This is a genomic window from Atribacterota bacterium, from assembly GCA_028717805.1.
In the GTDB taxonomy this organism is placed as follows: Bacteria; Atribacterota; Phoenicimicrobiia; order Phoenicimicrobiales; family Stramentimicrobiaceae; genus Stramentimicrobium.
The window spans coordinates 1-20,806 of record JAQUNC010000024.1; the positions used below are offsets into that span (position 1 = coordinate 1).

The following is a 20,806-nucleotide window of genomic DNA, read 5'->3' on the forward strand; positions in this document are numbered from 1 at the left end:
AAATAGACATAATTGAATTAGTATTTGATTGGGTCATCTTGCATTATCCTCCTTAATTTTTTTAGAGTATCATCTATTTATTATGGAGGTTCTTGATGGCCCATTTCAAGCTATTATTTTAATTAACCTTTTTCACTTTTACAGAAAATATAGCACACACTCATTAACAATCTTATTAAAAGGTAAAAATAATGTTATTATATTATTAAGGTAAAATGTTTAACTCAAATCAGAATAATTTTAGGAGGTATCTGATGTGGTAGATGAAAAGAAAATAGTGGCAAGGAATGACTTTTTGGAATTACTTAGTCAAAGAATTATGGTTATCGATGGAGCGATGGGTACTATGCTCCAGGAATATGGTTTAACAGCAGGGGAATGTCCAGAAATGTGGAATATTACTCATCCTGATATAGTAAAAAAAATACATACTTTCTATCTGGAAGCAGGTGCAGATATTATACTCACTAATTCTTTTGGAGGAAATGGGTTAAAATTGCAGAAATTTGGCCATAAAGATAAATTACAAGAATTTAATCAACAGGCTGTGAAAATAGCCAGGAAGGCAATAGATAATTATAGTAAAGTTCATCCTGCACCTCTTTTTATTGCAGGTTCAGTAGGTCCAACTGGTGAAATATTAGAACCATATGGACCAGTAAAAAATGAAGAAGTTTATGCAACTTACCAAGAGCAAATTAAGGTATTGGCATCTTCTGGAGTAGACCTTATAGTACTGGAAACTTTTTATAATCTTGACGAAATTAAAATAGCCCTCAAGGTTGTAAAGGAAAACACTAGTTTACCGGTATTTGCTTCTATGAGTTTTGATGAAAGCTTAAAAACTATATATGGAATAACTCCAGAAAAGTCAATTGAGGTATTATTTCAGGAAGGGACAGATGGAGTAGGAGCCAATTGTGGCAGCGGACCAGATGTTCTTTACCAGGTGGTATCACGAATGAGAACAATAACTGATGCACCTTTATTGGTTGAACCAAATGCAGGGGTTCCCTATATGGAAAATAATAAAGTTATTTATCCAGCTACTCCCCATGAGATGTCAGAATATGCTGAAAAATTTATTAAGCTAAGAGTAAATATTATTGGAGGTTGTTGTGGGACAACCCCAGAACATATTAGAGCCATAGCTCAAAAGGTTAAAAATTCTTTATAAAAATATTAAAAAATCTTTTCAAGTGTATAAGAAATTTTAAAAAGTAAGATTAAATAAAGTAGTAAAACGGTAATTTTTATCTTAAATATTATAATTAAAGGTAATATGTAAATATAAATACTTACTTTATGAATCAATAAATCAAGATCTAATATGAATTACAATCATAAGAATAAAGTTAGTATTAAGCAAGTTAATAATATCAGAGCATGGTTAGTTTTAGTGAGTGTGTATTTGGCGAGCATAACAGTTACCATAAGCATGATGAAAGTACCACCGCTGATGAATCTTCTGATTAAGGATTTGGATACAGATACTACAACTGGTGGATTATTCATGTCTTCCTTTATGATAGCAGGAGTCATTTTGGCTATACCAGTAGCCTCACTTTTAAATAGCTGGGGTTCAAAAAAAGTGGATTGATTGCATTAGGATTTACTATAGTTGGCTCACTATTTGGTAGCATAGCCCAAGATTCTTCAATGATATTGTTAATAGGACAAATGATTGGACCGCCATTAATTGGTATGATTATCAGCAAAGGTAGTTGATTCCTGTTAAATATTTTGTGATTATCCCATTAATTATAGGAGTAGTATTAGCTTTTAATATCAATGAACCGGGGAAGAAAGTAATAAGTATAAGCCAATCTTAATGAAGATTAAAAACATAATTATTATTTTCTAAAACAATATATTTTGATATATAATTTAAACTATGATTAAAATCATCATAAATCCCGCACAAAAGAAATTAAATGTACCAGAAGGCACGCTCTTATTGGATGTTCTGAAACAAGCCGGAATAAATATTACCACTCCCTGTGGTGGCAAAGGAAGCTGCGGTAAGTGCAAGGTTATAGTATCTTCTGAAGGTCTTGATAGTGATTTGCTTAATTCTAATGAGCAGAAATGGATTTCAGAAGAAGAAATAAAAAAAGGATTTCGTTTGGCCTGTCAGTGTTACCTGTACCAAAATAGTACCATTATTATTCCACCATCTCTATTAATAAAGGAAGATGATTCTAAGATTAAGATTAGAAATAAAGCAAAATCTCGTTTATTCAGCCATGAGATTAAATCCATTGTTTCAATAAAAAAAGTTTTTTTGAGACTTAATAAACCTACTTTATCAGATCAGCGTTCCTATTGGAACAGAATAAAAGATGAGCTAAATAAAGTAAATACAACCTATAGTCAAAGTTGGGAAATACCAACTGATATTCTAAGCAATATTTCACAGCTACTCAGGGATAATGATTACTGTATCACCCTTGTTCTTTTTAAGAATAAGGTTATCGCTATTGAAGCTGGGGATACCAGTAAAGAGCTGTATGGAGTGGCTTTTGATATTGGCACCACTACGATTGCCGGATATCTGGTAGATTTAGCTACTTTTAGAGAGATTACTGCTGAAGCATGTGCCAATCCTCAATTTGAATACGGTGATGATGTTATTTCTCGAATTGATTTTGCCAGGAAAGATACTAAGAATAGAAAGAAAATGCAGCAGGAATTAATTTCCTCCTTAAACCAAATGATTATATCCTTATCAGAAAAAGCCGGAATTAATCTTTCCCATATTTATTTTGCAGTTCTGGTTGGTAATACTTCTATGCATCATTTCTTATGGTCTTTGCCGGTAGAGAATCTGGCCTTATCACCTTATATTACTGTTATGATCGATAGCATTATTCGAGACAGTAAGGATTTACCCGATTTGTGCCTCATACCTTATGCTAAAGTATATAGTACGCCAAATGTTTCAGCTTACATTGGTGGTGATATCATTGCTGATTTGATAGATATTTTTATATGGCAAAAAATTGGTAATACCTTAATGGTTGATCTGGGAACCAATGGGGAAATTGTATTGAATAGCGGAGGTAAAACATGGGCTTGTTCAGCGGCTGCTGGACCTGCCTTTGAAGGAGCTAGAATCAGTTCGGGAATGAGAGCAACCAGTGGAGCAATAGATAGGGTAATAATTACCCGACAAAAAGTAGAATATCATGTGATAGGGCAAACTCAAGCTGTCGGATTGTGTGGATCAGGAATAATTGACTTAATTGCTGGTTTATTAAGATTACAGTTAATTAAGTTCGATGGTCGCTTAATTAATCAAAAAGAATGCACTAAAGACATTTCTCAGCAGATTAAAAGAAGAATTAAAAGAGAGGAGAGCGCTAATAAATTCTTGCTTGTTCCAGCTGAAGAATCAGCTACCGGTAAACCTATTTATTTAACACAGAAAGACATTAGAGAAGTCCAACTGGCAAAAGGGGCAGTATCAGCGGGTATTCGCATCCTTTTGAAACAAGCTCAGCTTGAGACAGTCGATATAGATGAAATATTGTTAGCGGGAGCTTTTGGAAATGTTCTTGATACCAATAGTGCACTGTCAATTGGTCTCATACCTAATATTCTTTCTGGAAAAATACGTTCCATAGGTAATGCCGCTGGAGAGGGAGCAGTAAAATTATTGTTATCTGAGGAGATGAGAACTATAGCTGAGTATCTTTCTCAAAAAGTACAATATATTGAGCTTTCTGCTCAAGCTGATTTTTTAAAAATATTTGCCGAGTCAATGTTTTTTAACCACTTTATCTAAAAATATTTTTAGAAGAAAATTACTATGAAAGAAAAAAAGATTATAAAAAAAATTCCGATAAAGATTGCTAAAGAAGAAGTATATAGATACCTGGGTTATCAGCAAGGTTTAAGCCATAATATCCATTCGGATATAGAAGAAGTAATCAAGGAAGAAATTGAACGTGCTTATCACTTAATAGAGAGTAAGGCTATTTATCGTTTTCTTGTTATCATTTCTATTTCACCAGATGGAATTATATTCACTGAGCAGGATTACCAATTTTCAGTAAATAAAAAGATAATAAATCTCTTTCAAAACGCAGAATATCTTCTTTTTTCCGTTGCTACCATTGGAATAAAAATTGAACAGTGCGTTAAAGAGAAATTTAAACAAAATCAGCATCTCAGTGCAATGGTACTGGATGCGGTGGGGACAGTAGCCGTGAAAACAGTAGGCCAATGGTTGAATCACTTTATTGAAGAAAAAAACAAGCAGAAAGGTTTCCAGCTTTCTCGTTATTTTGAACCAGGCTCCAATGATTGGGACATTCAGGAACAAAAACAAGTTTTTACAATTCTTCAACCGGAAAGAATTGGTGTTACTTTAAATTCTTCCTGCATGATGCAACCAGCTAAATCTCTTTCCTGGATTCGTGGTATGGGTCATAATCTGGTTCATTCCTACCGAGATGAATTTTCTTGTGAATATTGTCTTCTACTTAATTGTTCTTTTCGAAAAAAATGCTAGCCTGCTTTACTCCATATTATTTGAATTAAACAGATATAATTAACTGATTATTGTTTATTTTACATTACTTTTTATAGTTGATAAGTCTAACGGATTTATCGTCTGGAAATTCTAATAAATCATTAATGCCTTATTATTTAGCGATTATGTTTCTTATTTTTTAATTTGCCAGATAAATATATTGCTGATAATCATATCCATTTTAAGCATATCTTGTGTATTTTTGGCGGTTCATTTTTCATATATCCATTATCATAGCAACAATTTTAGCTATTTCCATATCCTATAAAGAGTATTTTATTCAATATATAACACTTAAGAACAACTTTTCCAAGGTACTCAGAAGACTCCATGGATAGAGACTTACCTAAAATAGGATTTTCTTTCATAAAAGAAGTAAATTATACTGACTTGTTTAAGCAAATATTTTTCCTCTTTTTTACCAGATAATGCTCGATTAGTAATCTATTCTGATTATAATAAATTTTTTATTTACCTAATCACATCACATCACAATTTAAAAATCCTATCTTTAGTTTATAGATTATATTTTTAGTGGTGTCTTTTATAGCTCTAAGCTCATAAAAAAGCTAATTTTTAATATTTTAATTTTATTACCTGAAATTTATCAATAATACCTAAAGGAGTATTGACAAATTATCTTTATCCATTTACTATGGTTATAGACGTATAGACGTATAGACAAGTACAACATTTTGAATATTACTATATCTAAGAAGAGTAATAATGAATAATTTAGATAAGAATTCACCAATACCTTTGTACTTCCAATTGGCAGAGTTAATTAAAGCTAAAATTAAAAATGGTGAATGGAAAATTAATGATGCCATTCCATCTGAATTAAAGCTATGTATGGATTTTCAGATAAGCCGTGGCACAGTAAGACAAGCCATTAATTGCTTAATTCAAGAAGGTTATTTGTTTAGAAAGCAAGGACTGGGCACTTTTGTATCTGATTCTAGGCCAAAATATGTTAATCCGGTAAGTAGTTTTTATTGTGTAGGCTTTAAAGGAAAAAATCATGATATCGGAATAAAGAGAAAAATTATTTCCAAAAATGTTATTAGACCTAATTATAAGATAAAAGAAATCATGAATCTAAAGAACGAACAATTAATCTATCACATTAAAGGCATATTGTTTTTAGATGATATTCCAATTTCTTTAGAAGAATTCTTTTTATTGAAAGGATTATTCCCCAATCTTAAACCAAAGTATCTTGCTACCATGGCTCCTTATGAAGTCTTTATGCGTAAGTATAATCTTAGTATTTCAGAAGTTCAGGAGTCTTTTACCATAAAAAAAATCAATCAAAAAATTTCAGACAGATTAAAATTACAGGAGGGAGCCTATGCATTAGTAGTGAACCGTATTGCCAGAACAGACAATAATGTTGTTTTTGAATATCGTCAGAGTATTATTCGGACTGACAAATGTAGCTATACCGTTATATTACCATAAGTTATTAGCATTATACCACTCTATAAGAAAGCTTAATAGGAGGCTAGGTGCCTATGAAAAATGTAATCCTGTTCACTATTGATACTTTAAGAAAAGATTCCTTAGGGGTTTACAATAAAGATAGTAATTTAACTCCATTTCTTGATTCTTTATCCGATCATGCTCTGATTTTTACCAGATTTCATTCTTCAGGTCCTTACACTCAATCATCATTCCCTGGAATACTAACCTCTTCTTATTATCTTGAATATGGAAAATCTAAAAAATTATCTCCCCGTAGATTATTAATATCTGAAGCACTAAAGAAAAGTGACATTGAAACAGCCGCATTTCATTCAAATCCCTATCTAAGTGATTATTTTGGTTGGAATCGAGGATGGGATCTCTTTTATGATTCAATGCAAGATGAAGTCAGTGATATGATTCCCTATATAACCGGAGATAAGGTTAACCAGAAAGTAAAAGAATGGTTAGAGCGCTATGCATGCTCTACCAATAAAAAACCATTTTTCTTGTGGATCCACTATATGGATGTTCATGAGCCTTATATATCTAAAAAACAGTTTTTAGAATTAGTTGATCCTTCCATTGCCTTAACAGAGCAAGAGATGTTTGAATTATTTACAAATACCCTGTTGAAGCGTGATATCTCTGATTCGAAGAAAGTTAAAATTCTCCATAACCTTTATCGGGCAGGTGTTCGAGAAACCGATGAATATGCGAAAGAGTTCTTTCATATACTCAAACAAAATCAGATGTTAGAAAATAGTATTATTTTTATTACCACCGATCATGGAGATGAATTTGCTGAACATAATGGTCTTTCCCATGATGGGAAAATGTATTCTGAATTAATAGACTCTCCTCTGATAATGATCGATTTTGACAGAAAAGAGAAAGAGATATGTCCTAATTTGGTGAGCAATCTTGATATAGCACCTACTATATTACATCTCTTCGGACTTTCACCAGAAGATAAATTTGAAGGAAATTCTTTGTTGCCTGTTCATAATTATCCTGAACGAGGAGTTTTTGGGGAGGCTATTGCCAAAACAGGTAATCATGAAAAACCTGAAGATCTGCCTGTCTATTATTATAGAGAAGATGATCTAAAGATTATTTATTATCAGAGAGGTGAAAACTGGGAGTTTTATAATTTAGTGCAAGACCCTGAAGAAAAGAACAATCTAATAAATTCACATCCAAGAGTAGAAGAATTAAAAAAGAAGCTATTTCCTCGAATCAATCGATGGGAAAGAATCTAATAAAAAATAAAAAAGGAGTTAGAGATGAATAAAGAAAAAGTAGAAAGAAACCAGGAATTAATCAAAAAATCCAAACAGGTCATCAAGGAAGCATTTGAGAAATATGATCCACGCAAATGTGCCATTACCTGGACGGGAGGAAAGGATTCTACCACAAATTTATGGATTGTACGTCAGGTCTGTGTGGAAGAAAATATTCCTCTACCCCAGGTTATTACCATCGATGAAGGAGATGCCTTTCCGGAAATTACCGATTTCTTGGTCAGTGTTTCTAAGGTATGGCATATTGACTTAAAATGGTTATGCAATTTTGATGTATTATCTGCTTGTTTGAGTCATCTGGGAAACACAGTTCAAGTAAAACGTCTTAACAAAAGAAATCAGGAAGAGTTAAAGCGAATAGAGTTTATTGAAGATTCCTTTGTATTTGAAGCAGAGTCTTATGCTGGGAATCATTTAATGAAAACAGTAGTGCTTAATCAATATATTGAAGAAAGCGGTGCAGAACTTATCTTTATGGCTTTACGACGTGATGAACAGGTAGCCCGAAAAGAAGATGAATATTTCACGCACAAAGAAGGAGGTTATCTCATGCCCGAGCATACCCGTGTTTCTCCCATTCTACATTTTACTGAAAGAGATATCTGGGATAATACCCACCTGCACAATCTTCCCTATTGCTCTCTCTACAAGATAGGCTATCGTTCCTTAGGAGCCAGAAGCAGTTCCAATCCTGGTGATATTGGCGTTCCTGCTTGGGAACAAGACTTAGAAAATGTTCCTGAGCGAGCAGGGAGAAGACAGGATAAAGAGAAAGCCATGGAAAGGTTGAGAAAGTTGGGCTATATGTAAATGAGAGGGATATATTCCCTGTATTACAGTTTGGAGTAGTTATATTTCTCTTTGTTAAGAATTCAGAAAGGAATGAATCATGAAAGAACAAAACATCATTATTATTAGCTTAGATGAAGTTCGCCCGGATCATCTAAGCTGTTATGGTTATCAGAAAATTGTAACCCCGGCCATTGATCAGATGGCGCGTGAAGGGGTAAGGTTCAACCAATGTTTTTCCTCAGCAGATTTCACACCTATTGCCATGGGCTCGGTGATAACTGGTAAATATCCTAATAAACATGGTGTAAGAGATGCCTATTCTCATTTATCTGATCCTACAATTGCCACTATCTTAAAGGAAGATGGTTATCAAACTGCTGGTTTGGTGGGGAATGGATTACTATCCAGGCAACATGGATTTGCTCAGGGATTTGACTTTTTCAATGAAACTTCCAAAGAAACCAGTTGGCTGGAAATTATATATCCCAATTCTGGAGTAGATGAGATATTTTATGAAGGCAACTATTGGGTGGAAGAATTTTTTAAATGGCTGAAGAAAAATTTTCAAAAGAAATTTTTCATGTGGGGACATCTTTATGAAACACATGAAGGCTCCGGCGTCTCTTTAGTTAAGAGAGGATTAATAAGCCAGGAGGAATCATCAGAATTTGATTATTATGATGCCAAGATAAAGATGGCTGATGAAAAACTGATTCGTCGATTAATCAGCACATTAAAGGAATTAAATATCTATGATGAAACTACCATTGTTGTGATGAGTGATCATGGAACTAATTTAGGGGAACATCCAGTAAAAGATATTCCCTGGAGGAAGAAGGGGACTCGTTATCCCCAACATACCACAATGTATGACCATGATTTGCATGTTGCTATGATCATCAAAGGACCTGGTTTTCCTGCCGGTAAGGTTATTAATGGAATGGTTAGGTCTATTGATTTAGTTCCTACTCTATTGGAACATATTGGAATCTCTTCTCAAACCTATGATTTTGATGGACAATCCTGGTTGCCTTTGCTTCAAAATGACCAGAATCGTGATGAAGTGTACTCTGAAGATCTCTTTGAACCCAGAGGATTAGGTGCCATCCACTCTCTTCGTACTCCCGAATATAAATTCATGCGGAATCTAACCCTGGGCGAAGAGGCATATTTTGATTTGAAGAATGATCCTGGTGAACTAAAAAATATTAAAGAGGAAATAGATCAAGAAAAATTGATCAAGATTAGAAAAAGGCTAAATTCCTTTCTATTTACTAAGGTAGTTAGTCAAAAAGGATTTAGCCAGGAAGAAAAAGAAGCTATTAATCAGCGTTTACGTGGACTGGGGTATATAGAATAGATTAATAAATTTAAATTAACTGATAAAGAAGGTGATTTTATAGTAATAAATACTTTTTTGTATTTTGTTTGAAATATTAAAAATTCATTGGAGGTTCAGTTAGTAATGAGAAAATTCTATATTATTTCAATATTATTGATCTTTTTTTCGTTTTTTTTGATTTTCAGCTCATTAGCACAAGAATATCCCTCTAAACCTATTCAAGGAGTTATTTCTCTCTCAGCAGGAGGCACTATGGATGTAATTGTAAGAGGTATGGCTCCATTTATGGAAGATTATTTAGGGCAACCGCTAGTTTTAACAAACGAAGCTGGTGCTAATGGTACAGTTGCTGTTGCACATGTTGCTGCATCTAAGCCGGATGGATATACCTTTGGATGGTGTAATATGCCTACCATTAACATCCATTATCAAATGAGAGATTTGCCTTACACGCCTGATGATTTTGAGTATGTTGGTTCCCCAATGCCTTATGAATATGCTGTTGTTGTTAGACCAGATGAGCCATGGAAAGAAAATTGGGAAAGCTTTATCCAATATGCTAAAGATCATCCTAATATGGTTACCTATGGTGTTCCGGGAATTGGCTCAACTAATCATTTAACCATGGCATATATTGGTATGAAAGAAAATATAAGTTGGAATGCAGTTCCTTTTAAAGGAGATTCAGAGGCAGTTGCTGCAGTTTTAGGAGGACATGTTGATTGTGCTGAAACTGCAACTATTCCAATGCTTTCACCAACTCTCGCAGGGCAGTTGAAAGCTTTGGTTGTGGGAAGTAAGCGCAGATTAGATTTTGTACCAGATATCTCTACGCTAGAAGAAAAAGGTTATGGATTTTTCCAATTTTCTTGTATTGGCATGATACTTCCTAAGAATACTCCGGAAAATATCAGGCAGAAACTTGAAAGTGCTATTGAATTTGCTGTAAATCAAGATGAAGTACAGGAAATGGCTAAAAATGTTTGGCAGGTAAGATTAGATTTTAAAAACGGTGAAGAGTACAAAGAACTTTTATTAGAATATGGTACATTTTGGGGTGGAGTATTAAAAGAACTAGGAATGTTAAAGGATCAGTAAAACCATAAATTGTTTTCTAAAAGATCATATAATATAAGGTTTTATATTGATAATTCCTAACTCCTAATCATTTCTTTAATCTAACAAATTACTTGTTATGGTTAAAGGAGTTAGGAATTATCATAGAACTATCGGGTATTAATACTTATGGAATTTAATACAAATATAATCAATAAAATCAAATATTATATAAATAGTTTGAAGTAGATAGTTAAATTATTAAAAATAATAATAAAGCAGTATTTATATTGAATACATAGATATTTACTAATTGATATATCTCTAAAATACATCAAGATGTTAAAGCAATGCTAGGAGTAAATTAAGGAGGTAATGATTGAGAATCAATAAAGATATTTTAATTTCAATATTACTAGTGATGTTTTGTTTGGTAAATTATTTTTATCTAATACCTACTCAGGTTATAAGACATGGATCCTCAGCAAACTATCCTTATATGGTTATTACTTTTTTGTTTATTTTTGTGTTAGTTTATACTTTTCTTTCTTTTAAAAAAAGGATAAGCCCCGATTCAAATTATATAAATATTTCTTTTTCAAATAAACAATATATTTTTAAAAATTTTATTATATTATTGATGATGATATTTTATGTATGTTTTATTGAATCGTTTGGGTTTATACTAATTTCATTTTTATTTATATTAATAGCTATGATGGTATATGGTTTAAGAGACTATTTCAGAGTATTAATAATTTCAATTTTATTTCCAACATTTATTTCTTATATTTTTAGAATCTTATTAAAATCAAACTTGCCAGGAGGAATAATTGAGCAGATTATTTTTGGATGGTAAGTATATTTTATGCATTGAAAATATAATTAATATTGCTATTAGAGGAGGATTAACTAGTGGATGACATTGAATATTACTTTAATTTCCCACAAAGAATAATTAACAAATGGAGAGTAATTAACAAAATTGGAATTATTTTAAAAAGTTATGACTTTAATAAGATTATGATAGTAACTGATAAAGGAATAGCAAAATCTGGTTTAATTCCTGATGTTGAACAATCATTAAAAGAAAACAATATTAAATACACTATTTTCAGTGAAGTAAAATCTAATCCTGATATCAACACAGTTAATATCGGGAAAAAATTAGCTCAAAAAGATAACATAGATTGTTTATTAGGTATTGGTGGAGGGAGTTGTATAGATGCTGCAAAAGCTATTGCAATTGTTTTAACAAACGATGCTTCTATAGAAAAATATGAAGGTTTAGATAAATATGAAAATAATCCTCTTCCCATTATAGCTGTTCCAACAACTGCTGGAACAGGAAGTGAATCAACGCCTTCAGCAGTTATAACGGACAGTATAAGGAAGAATAAAATGTCGATATTTAGTATTAGAGGATTGCCAATTTTAGCTATTTTAGATCCAAGTGTATTGAAAAGCTTAAGTGCTAACTTAGCAGCCGCTACAGGTTTAGATGCATTATGTCATGCTATTGAGTCTTACACTAGTCTAAAATCAACATATTTAACAGATTCCATTTCATTAAAGGCTATTGAGCTAATAGGAAAATATATAAGAATTTTTGTTGCCAATAGAAGTAATGAAATTGCAGCCCAAGCAATGTTGACTGCAAGCAATCTAGCTGGTATTTCTTTTTCCCATACCTTTTTAGGAAATGTTCATGCTTTATCCCATCCAATTGGAGGTTATTACGACGCTCCACATGGAGTTATAAATTCAATTTTACTTCCACATGTTATGAAATTTAACTTAATTAGTAATCCTGAAAAATTTAAAAATATTGCTGTTTCATTAGGAGAGAATATCAATGATATAACTATTTTGGAAGCAGCGAATAAATCAATAAAAGCTGTTAATGATTTAATGATAGATTTGGGTATTCCAAAATATTTAGATGAAGTGGGTCTCAAAAAAGAGCACATTGAAGAAATCAGTGAAATTGCAAAAAGAAGCAGAAATGCCTCAGTTAATCCCAGAGATACACAAATCAATGATTTTAAACAAATACTTTTAGATGCAATAAGCTCTGAGTAAGTATAAAAATTAAATAATATTTATTTTTTGTATTTTTATAAAGCATTTTTTATCATTTGTTTTGGTTTATTTAAATATATCAATGTGATAAAAAATATAGTTTTATATCAATATCAGATCAATAATAAGTTAATAAATTTCGGAGGCCATTAATGTTGTCAGAAATTATAAAAGGATTTTTGCTTTCTATACAACCTCTAAATATGTTTGGGATTTTATTTGGTTATCTTGTTGGAATTTTTGTTGGTGCATTACCTGGACTTACAGGTGTAATGGCCATAGCAATCATGCTTCCTTTAACTTATAAGTTACCAGGGCTTCTTTCAATAGCCGCTTTAATGGGATGTTATAAAGGCGCAACTTATGGAGGTTCTATTTCTGCAATTTTAATAAACACTCCAGGAACACCAGAAGCTGCTGCTACATCGCTTGATGGTCATCCATTAGCAGAGAGAGGAGAAGTGCTTAGAGCGTTAGAAATGGCTTTGATTGCTTCTATTATTGGTGGAACAATAAGCAATATTATTACTCTTTTGACAACGATGCCAATAGCCAAGATTGCATTGTCTTTTGGACCAGTCGAAATAGCTAGCTTAATACTTTTCTCCTTAACAATTATTGCAGCTACTTTAGGAAATAGTTTGATTGAAGTAGTGAAAGGTTTGATATCAGCAGGTTTAGGTTTGTTTTTTGCGATGATTGGCTTAGATATTATGACAACTACCAGACGATATTGTTTCGGTATTTTAGACTTAGATAGAGGATTAGGATTGGTTCCAGTCTTAATAGGTTTCTTAGCATTATCTGAGGTTTTAATTCAAAGTGAGATATTAATTAAAAGATATAGTCTAGTGAGAAAAGATAAATGGGGTTCTATCGATTTAACCTTTTCGTTATATTTAAAAGAAAAAATAAATTGGAAAACTAGGTTCAGAGATATTAGATATTGTTTTAAAGATATACTAAAGTCTTCTATTATTGGTACTTTTGTTGGAGCTCTTCCAGGATTAGGGGCACCTACTGCTGCGTTTCTTTCCTATGGTGAAGCTAAAAGGACTTCTAAACACCCAGAAAATTTTGGTAAAGGTGAAATTATTGGTGTAGCAGCTCCTGAAGCAGGTAACAATGCAGTTTGCGCTTCTAGTCTAATACCATTAGTAACTCTGGGTATCCCTGGTAGTGTAACAGCAGCAGTTTTGTTAGGTGCTTTTATGATTCATGGTATGATGCCTGGCCCAATGCTAATGATTACTCACCCAAGTACTCTTTATGGATTATTTTTTTTAATGCTTTGGACAGATCCCCTTGGTGGACTAGTAATTGGTGTTCCATTTATACATGCAGCAAAGTTATTTATAGCAAAAATAAAGAAGAATTTTCTTCTTCCAATTATAATAATTTTGTGTTTTATAGGTTCGTATGGAATTGCATTTAGTGTATTTGATATGAAAATTGTCATTTTTTTTGGCGTATTAGGATATTTAATGAAGATTTTTAATCTTGATTTATCTGCCTTCTTAATAGCTTTTATCCTTGGTCCAATTCTAGAAGAAAACGTAAGATTAGCATTAATTATTTCACACAATAATCCAGGGGTATTTATTAGAAGTCCAATTGCTATTTTTTTCTATTTAATATCTCTTTTTTCTCTACTGTATTCCTTAAAAAAGAAATAAGTTTATAGTAAATAAAAATAATTATATTTATCAAAGATAAGGTAAAATAGAAGATTTTTAATAATATGAAAAATCAAAATAATTATCAATTTTCAAGGTGATCAAGCAAAAGGTAAAAGTATTTATATAGAAATAGAAAGATATCACTGAAAATATTGTATAGATTAATTCGTACCATTTTTTTATAACACTTCTAGGGATTTACATTCTTCTAAGGAGGTGATTGGATTTTTTTATAGGTAGTATAATTTATTTTTAAATCTTTACTATGTTTACAAATAACACTTAGGAGGTAATTTTGAAGATATGGACAGTATAAGAAATGTTCCGAAACCAATCATTAAAACAGGTATTCCCGGTCCAAAATCGCAAAAACTTCTACGGATGGAAGATCTATATGTACCAAAAGGCGTTTTTCATACAGTTCCGACATTTATCAATAGAGGAGAAGGAGCTGTAATTGAAGATATTGATGGAAATGTATTAATTGATTTTGCTGCTGGCATTAGTGTGTTAAATATAGGATACAGTCATCCTGAAGTTGTAGAAGCAGTGAAGGAACAATCAGAGAAATATTTTCATACCAGTTTTAGTGTAGTATTTAATGAACCCTACGTGCATTTAGCAAAGAAATTATGTGAGATTACGCCAGGTAAATTTCCCAAAAAAACGACATTCTTCAATTGTGGTGCTGAAGCTGTAGAAAACGCCATTAAAATTGCCAGACAATATACGAAAAAGACAGATATTATCTGTTTTGAAGGTGCTTATCATGGAAGGACTCTTCTGACCATGACTCTTACCAGTAAACCAAGGCCTTATACTTTTGGTTTTGGTCCCTTTGCACCGGGAGTGCATAAAATACCTTTTGCCAATTGTTATCGATGTGCCTATGGTTTAAGAAGAGAAACATGTAATTTGAGATGTGCTGAAAGGTTAGAAGAGATATTTGCTTCAGTAGTTGATGCAGAAAATGTTGCAGCAGTCATTGCTGAACCAATCCAGGGAGAGGGAGGTTTTACCTTACCCCCTGATGAATTTTTTACCAAGATCAAGAGAATTTGTGAAAAACACGATATTCTATTTATTGCCGATGAAATTCAAACCGGTTTTTGCAGAACCGGTAAAATGTTTGCCAGCGAATATTGGGATATAGTTCCTGATATTGTTACCATGTCCAAATCTCTTGCTGGAGGTTTGCCGCTGAGTGCTTTGACAGCCAGGACAGATATTATTGAAGTACCTCAGGTTGGTCAAATTGGTGGTACATTTTGTGGGAATCCGGTAGCATCAGTAGCAGCTTTGAAGGTAATAGAAGTAATGGAAAGAGATGATTTTGCTGGAAAAGCAAAAAAAATAGGAGAGATAATGAAACCCCGATTGGAAAGCATGAAGGAAAAATATGAGATAATAGGAGATGTAAGGGGTAGAGGAGCCATGATGGCTTTTGAATTAGTCAAAGATCGTAAGACTAAGTTGCCTGCAAAAGATGAAACAAAAGCTATTCAAAAATTAGCTTATGAAAATGGGCTTATACTACTTTCTGCAGGTATTTATAGTAATGTAATCAGAACACTAGTTCCCTTAGTAATTACTGAGGAACAGTTAAATGCGGGACTAGATATTATTGAAAAAGCTGTATCAGAAGTAAATAAGAGCTTAACATAATCCCAAGAGTTCCTTTTCTTAGAGATGAATATACTTAGAATAAAAAAGGGAGAAGGGCAATTTTTAGAATATTTAGCGGAAAGTTAAGTTGTGTAAATCAGGAGAATTACAAACACTGGCTAATAAATAAATTATTGACAAATCTATTATAGATTCTTAACGAAATAATGAAAGGTTTCTTGATTTTAGATATAAGGGGGTAAAGGATTGTCTGATATTCAAAATAAAACTAAGATTGAGGTAAAAAATTTAACCAAAAAATTTGGTGAACTTTTAGTCCTGGATAATATCAATTTTACTGTTGGTAATGGAGAATTATTATGTATTGTAGGTCCTACCGGTTGTGGCAAAACCACTTTTCTTAATCTATTATCAAATTTATTAGAACCAACTGATGGTAATATTTTCATTGACAATGAACATATACAACCAAAAAAGCATAATATTGCATTTGTTTTTCAGGAGTCCTCTTCACTTCCCTGGCGAACAGTAAAGCAAAACATTACCTACGGGATGGAGATTAAAAAAAGATTTTCCAAAGCAGAGATTGATTCTAAAGCAACAGAACTGATGGAGCTGGTAGGGCTTAAAGAGCTTACTAACCATTACCCACGTGATATTTCAGCCAGTATGGAACAAAGGGTAGCAATAGCTCGAGCATTTGCTGTTAATCCAGACCTTCTTTTGATGGATGAGCCCTATGGTCAGTTGGATGTAAAACTTCGTTATTATTTAGAAGATGAGTTAATTAAAATTTGGCAAAAATATAGAAATACAGTTATTTTTGTAACGCATAATATAGAAGAAGCAGTATATCTAGGTGAACGTACTTTAGTATTGAGCAACAAACCGACTACAGTTAAAACAGAAATTAAGGTGAACTTACCAAGACCTCGTAATTTTTTAGATCCAGAATTTATTAAAATTGTAAGGGAAATAACTCAATTAATTAAGTGGTGGTAGATCTCGGTTTTTAAAGTCTTTCTATCAGAAACAGAATCAAAAATACTATTAAGGAAAGGAGGTTGGAATAACCTGATATTTGAACTGTATTCTGGATGGAAAGAATAAGTGGTACTAAATATTATACTAACTATGTTTTGGGGAAAAATTAACGAAGAATATAAATATTAAAATAAGATAAAAAAAATTAAGGAGGAAATTAAAATGAAAACAGATTGCAGTAGATATAGTAAATCAAACCTATCATTATTAATGCTTTGTATTATCTTAGTTCTTTTTTCTTTTTGTTTTATTGCTAGTGCTGAAAGCCAGGCATTAAGAAAAATTACCGTAAGTCACCAACCCTGCTTTGATTCTTTTAATACATTCTGGGCAATCAAGAACGGTATTATGGAGAAAAATAATCTGGAGATAGAGATGATGTATTTCGATTCAGGTATGCCCCAGATTGAAGCGATACCTGCCAATGAATGGGTTATTGGACCGGTAGGAATTGTTCCAGCACTTTTTGCAGTCTTAAGGATGGATGTATATATTATTGCTGTAGCACATGATGAAAGTGGCTCTATGTCTGTCTTAGCTAGACCTGATAGCCCCATTTTTAAAACCAAAGGATATAATCCAGAATATCCAAATCTGTATGGTGATCCGGAAACGGTGAAGGGGATGACTGCTCTAGCTACAACTATTTCCACTTCTCATTATACCCTGGCAAGATACCTGGATGATATTGGTTTATCAGAAAGCGACCTTAAGGTATTGAATCTTGAACAACCTCAAGCGGTTGCTGCCTTTGAGAGAGGAGAAGGTGATTTGGTTGGATTCTTCTCACCTTATAGCTACATAGGGAAAGCAAAAGGATGGAAAGAAGTTGCTAACGGTGCAGATACCGGGGCAAAAAGTTTGCTTGCCATTATTTCCCCCAAGAAATGGGCAGATGAGAATGTAGATATCGTTGTTGACTTCTTAGATGCTTACTTTGAAGCACAAGAAGATTTAGTCAGACAGGGACCAGCATTAGCAGATGAATATAAAAAATTCCTTATGGATTATAGTGCATTGGAAATAAGCGATGATAATGCCAGAGGTGATTTTGAAGATATTATATTCTATAGCATAGAAGAACATATAGAGAATCTTGAGAATGGTAACTTTGAGAAATGGACCAAAGAATCTGCTGATTTCTTTTATGAAAAAGGCAGGTTTACCAAGGAAGATAGAGATAAATTAGAAGAACTCCGTTTTGGTTATACCGATAAATTTATGAAATTAGTTGCTAAAAAGAGAGGGATCATTAATTAGCGGTTTGCATAATTGAGTGATATGAATGTTTGGCAAAGAATGATTGTATCTTTGCCAAACATTCATAAGTATTAAAAATAAAAGGGTGGTAGATGTGAATAACAGAGAAAAAGCTAAGGAAGGTAATTTATTCTGGGTATCATTTTTCAGTATTTTAATATTGATTTTAACGTGGCAGTTTATTGTCAGCTCGGGAATTGTACCTCATACCATGTTGGATTCACCGATATCTGTAATTAAACTATTTTTTGATAAACTAACTAATGTTAATCCAGATGGAGCTACTTTAGGTGCTCATATCTTGGCAAGTCTTCAGGCAATAATGCTTGGTTATCTTTTAGCACTTCTAATTGGTATTCCTCTTGGACTTTTAATGGGATGGTATGCAGTCATTGATGGTTTGGTTAGACCTATTTTTGAATTAGTCAGACCTATTCCTCCAGTTGCCTGGATTCCTTTAGCAATATTTTGGTTTGGTATTGGAATGACTGGCAAAGTGTATATTATTTTTATTGGAGGACTGGTGCCTGCTGTAATCAATGCCTACACAGGGGTTTTAATGTCTAATCCCACCTTAATACAAATGGCTAAAACATACGGTGCTTCTAAATGGCAAATATTTAAAACCATATGTATCCCATCAGCATTGCCCATGATATTTGGTGCTTTGCAGGTAGCTTTAGCCATCTGCTGGACATGTCTTGTAGCAGCAGAGTTGTTAGCATCCGATGTTGGACTGGGATATTTAATTACCATGGGACGAAGGCTTTTATTACCCAAACTTGTCATTTTGGGAATGCTGATGTTAGGAGTAACTGGTTTTATTATTGGCTATATTGTAGATAGAATCGAAAAACGTTTGGTATCGGGTTTGAGGAGGTAATTTAATGGATAGGATGAATTCCCAGGCTTTAAAACCATATCATAATATAATAAGCATTTTTCAAAATAGGAATATACTCAGTATTATCTCAATCATAAGTTTTATATTAATATGGGATTTTATTGTTGTTAGAGGGATCGCTGGTAGTTATTTGCCAAGACCCATTGAGGTATTTAATAGATTCTTATATATATTAAAAAATCCATTAGCAGGGAAAACTTTAGTAGAACATTTATTAGTGAGTTTAAAAAGAGTTTTTGTAGCTTTTACAATATCTGTATTGTTTGGAATCCCCATTGGTGTTTTGATGGGTTTTAATCGCTATGCAAGAGCTATTATGAAACCTATTTTTGATCTATTTAAACCAATGCCACCTATTGCCTGGATATCTCTGGCTATCCTTTGGTTTGGTATTGGAGAAACTTCAAAAGTGTTTATTATATTTATTGGCTCTTTTGTTCCGATTGTCGTAAATTCTTATAATGGAATTCGCCTTGTCGAACCAGAATTATATGATGCCATTCGTATACTTGGTGCTGATTATTGGCAAGAACATCTACAAGTAACTTTTCCGGGATCATTTCCTGCTATATTTGCTGGTATACAGATTTCTCTCAGTATAGGATGGACCTGTGTATTGGCGGCAGAACTTGTAGGAGCCCGAGAGGGAATTGGATTTATTATTGTCATGGGCATGAATGTTGGGAATGTTGCCCAGATTATCGTAGGAATGTTAGTTATTGCGTTAGTCTCATTTTTATTATCTATCGGATTAAAATATTTGGAAAGGTGGGTTTGTCCTTGGATGCAGCAGGAAATAGAATAGTGGAAGATTCAAATGTTATAGAGTGTATAAGTGTAAGTAAAAATTACAACATAGGTAAGAAGAATGAAATTAAGGTTTTAGAAAATATAAATATAACAGCTAAAAGTAATGAATTTGTAGTAATTCTAGGACCAGGTCAATCGGGCAAAACAACTCTTTTTAGATTAATTGCTGGTTTTGAAAGGCCAACTTCGGGTGATGTATATGTAAATGGTAAGAAAGTTATTGGACCAAATCCACAAATTGGTTTTATTTTTCAAAAATATATGCTTTTTCCCTGGAAAACCGTGAGGGGTAATATAGAAATGGGTCCAAAACTTACGGGTGTATCTAAAAAGAAAAGACAGGAGATTGCAGATTATTATATCAAATTAGTAGGATTGGAAGGTTTTGAAAATTACTATCCTAATCAGTTAAGCGGAGGAATGAAGCAACGTGTAGGCATAGCTCGTTCTTATGCCAATGGAGCAAATATAATGTTAATGGACGAACCCTTTGGGCAGCTGGATGCCCAGACTCGTATGTTTATGGAAAAAGAGATCATTCGAATGTGGAATAAAGAAAAAAAGACTGTTTGTTTTGTTACTAATAATGTGGATGAAGCTGTATTTCTTGCTGATAGGATTATTTGTATCGAGGGTAAACTACCAGGTAGAATGGATAAAATTTATAATATTAATTTACCCAGACCTAGGGAATTTACAGATATTTCATTTATTGAATTAAGAGAAAAAATAAAGAATAGTATGGAGCTGGTTCTTTAAGAATCAGTTTTGAAGTATTATATAAGTTTTTTCATTCCAATCAGTCCTTCTTTCTGGTCAGCATGTCTGATAAAAAGAGAAAAAAGAAATGTAATACTGATTAAGAAAGGAACATTTTTTACTGAAAAAAGAAATATATTATTTCAG

At 32.8% G+C, this 20,806-nt stretch carries 18 protein-coding genes; all 18 read left to right on the forward strand.

All coding sequences use genetic code 11. The annotated features are described in order from the left end of the window. Positions 1-256 precede the first annotated feature (256 nt). Positions 257-1,177 (forward strand): homocysteine S-methyltransferase family protein, encoded by a 921-nt coding sequence (locus PHD84_06460; GenBank protein MDD5637440.1) that lies wholly within the window; start codon positions 257-259, stop codon positions 1,175-1,177. 153 nt (positions 1,178-1,330) lie between these two features. Beyond that, complete coding sequence (locus tag PHD84_06465) at positions 1,331-1,600, forward strand: hypothetical protein (GenBank protein ID MDD5637441.1); 270 nt, start codon at positions 1,331-1,333, stop codon at positions 1,598-1,600. Continuing rightward, positions 1,597-1,728 (forward strand): hypothetical protein, encoded by a 132-nt coding sequence (locus tag PHD84_06470; protein MDD5637442.1) that lies wholly within the window; start codon positions 1,597-1,599, stop codon positions 1,726-1,728. Before PHD84_06465 ends, PHD84_06470 begins: the two co-directional genes overlap by 4 nt. A 166-nt stretch (positions 1,729-1,894) precedes the next feature. After that, on the forward strand, positions 1,895-3,787 hold the full coding sequence (locus PHD84_06475) for an ASKHA domain-containing protein (protein ID MDD5637443.1): 1,893 nt from the start codon (positions 1,895-1,897) through the stop codon (positions 3,785-3,787). 24 nt (positions 3,788-3,811) lie between these two features. Beyond that, positions 3,812-4,516: a hypothetical protein gene (locus PHD84_06480; GenBank protein MDD5637444.1), complete on the forward strand. Its 705-nt coding sequence runs from the start codon at positions 3,812-3,814 to the stop codon at positions 4,514-4,516. Between the two features lie 747 nt (positions 4,517-5,263). Further along, positions 5,264-5,998 carry a GntR family transcriptional regulator gene (locus PHD84_06485; GenBank protein MDD5637445.1) on the forward strand — a complete coding sequence of 245 codons (735 nt, stop codon included), beginning with the start codon at positions 5,264-5,266 and terminating at the stop codon, positions 5,996-5,998. Between the two features lie 53 nt (positions 5,999-6,051). Next, positions 6,052-7,263, forward strand: a complete 1,212-nt coding sequence (locus PHD84_06490) for a sulfatase (GenBank protein ID MDD5637446.1) — start codon at positions 6,052-6,054, stop codon at positions 7,261-7,263. Positions 7,264-7,287: 24 nt separating this feature from the next. Further along, the gene (locus PHD84_06495) at positions 7,288-8,115 is read left to right on the forward strand and encodes a phosphoadenosine phosphosulfate reductase family protein (GenBank protein ID MDD5637447.1); all 828 of its coding nucleotides are present in this window, start codon (positions 7,288-7,290) and stop codon (positions 8,113-8,115) included. Between the two features lie 79 nt (positions 8,116-8,194). Then, complete coding sequence (locus PHD84_06500; GenBank protein MDD5637448.1) at positions 8,195-9,457, forward strand: sulfatase; 1,263 nt, start codon at positions 8,195-8,197, stop codon at positions 9,455-9,457. A 105-nt stretch (positions 9,458-9,562) separates the two neighbouring features. Then, entirely contained in the window at positions 9,563-10,537 is a 975-nt protein-coding gene (locus tag PHD84_06505; protein ID MDD5637449.1) for a tripartite tricarboxylate transporter substrate binding protein, read from the forward strand. 873 nt (positions 10,538-11,410) lie between these two features. After that, the gene (locus tag PHD84_06510) at positions 11,411-12,577 is read left to right on the forward strand and encodes an iron-containing alcohol dehydrogenase (GenBank protein ID MDD5637450.1); all 1,167 of its coding nucleotides are present in this window, start codon (positions 11,411-11,413) and stop codon (positions 12,575-12,577) included. Positions 12,578-12,729: 152 nt separating this feature from the next. Next, a complete protein-coding gene (locus PHD84_06515) occupies positions 12,730-14,253 on the forward strand; it encodes a tripartite tricarboxylate transporter permease (GenBank protein MDD5637451.1) in 1,524 nt (507 codons plus the stop codon). A 306-nt stretch (positions 14,254-14,559) separates the two neighbouring features. Then, positions 14,560-15,921 carry a 4-aminobutyrate--2-oxoglutarate transaminase gene (gabT, locus tag PHD84_06520; protein ID MDD5637452.1) on the forward strand — a complete coding sequence of 454 codons (1,362 nt, stop codon included), beginning with the start codon at positions 14,560-14,562 and terminating at the stop codon, positions 15,919-15,921. A 207-nt stretch (positions 15,922-16,128) separates the two neighbouring features. Further along, positions 16,129-16,884, forward strand: a complete 756-nt coding sequence (locus tag PHD84_06525) for an ABC transporter ATP-binding protein (protein ID MDD5637453.1) — start codon at positions 16,129-16,131, stop codon at positions 16,882-16,884. Positions 16,885-17,088: 204 nt separating this feature from the next. Beyond that, on the forward strand, positions 17,089-18,186 hold the full coding sequence (locus tag PHD84_06530) for a nitrate ABC transporter substrate-binding protein (protein ID MDD5637454.1): 1,098 nt from the start codon (positions 17,089-17,091) through the stop codon (positions 18,184-18,186). A 94-nt stretch (positions 18,187-18,280) separates the two neighbouring features. Further along, positions 18,281-19,069, forward strand: coding sequence for an ABC transporter permease (locus PHD84_06535; protein MDD5637455.1), 789 nt, complete (start codon positions 18,281-18,283; stop codon positions 19,067-19,069). Positions 19,070-19,073: 4 nt separating this feature from the next. Continuing rightward, entirely contained in the window at positions 19,074-19,895 is an 822-nt protein-coding gene (locus PHD84_06540; GenBank protein ID MDD5637456.1) for an ABC transporter permease, read from the forward strand. Continuing rightward, complete coding sequence (locus tag PHD84_06545) at positions 19,895-20,659, forward strand: ABC transporter ATP-binding protein (GenBank protein ID MDD5637457.1); 765 nt, start codon at positions 19,895-19,897, stop codon at positions 20,657-20,659. The genes PHD84_06540 and PHD84_06545 overlap by 1 nt, the downstream gene beginning before the upstream one ends. Positions 20,660-20,806: the final 147 nt, after the last annotated feature.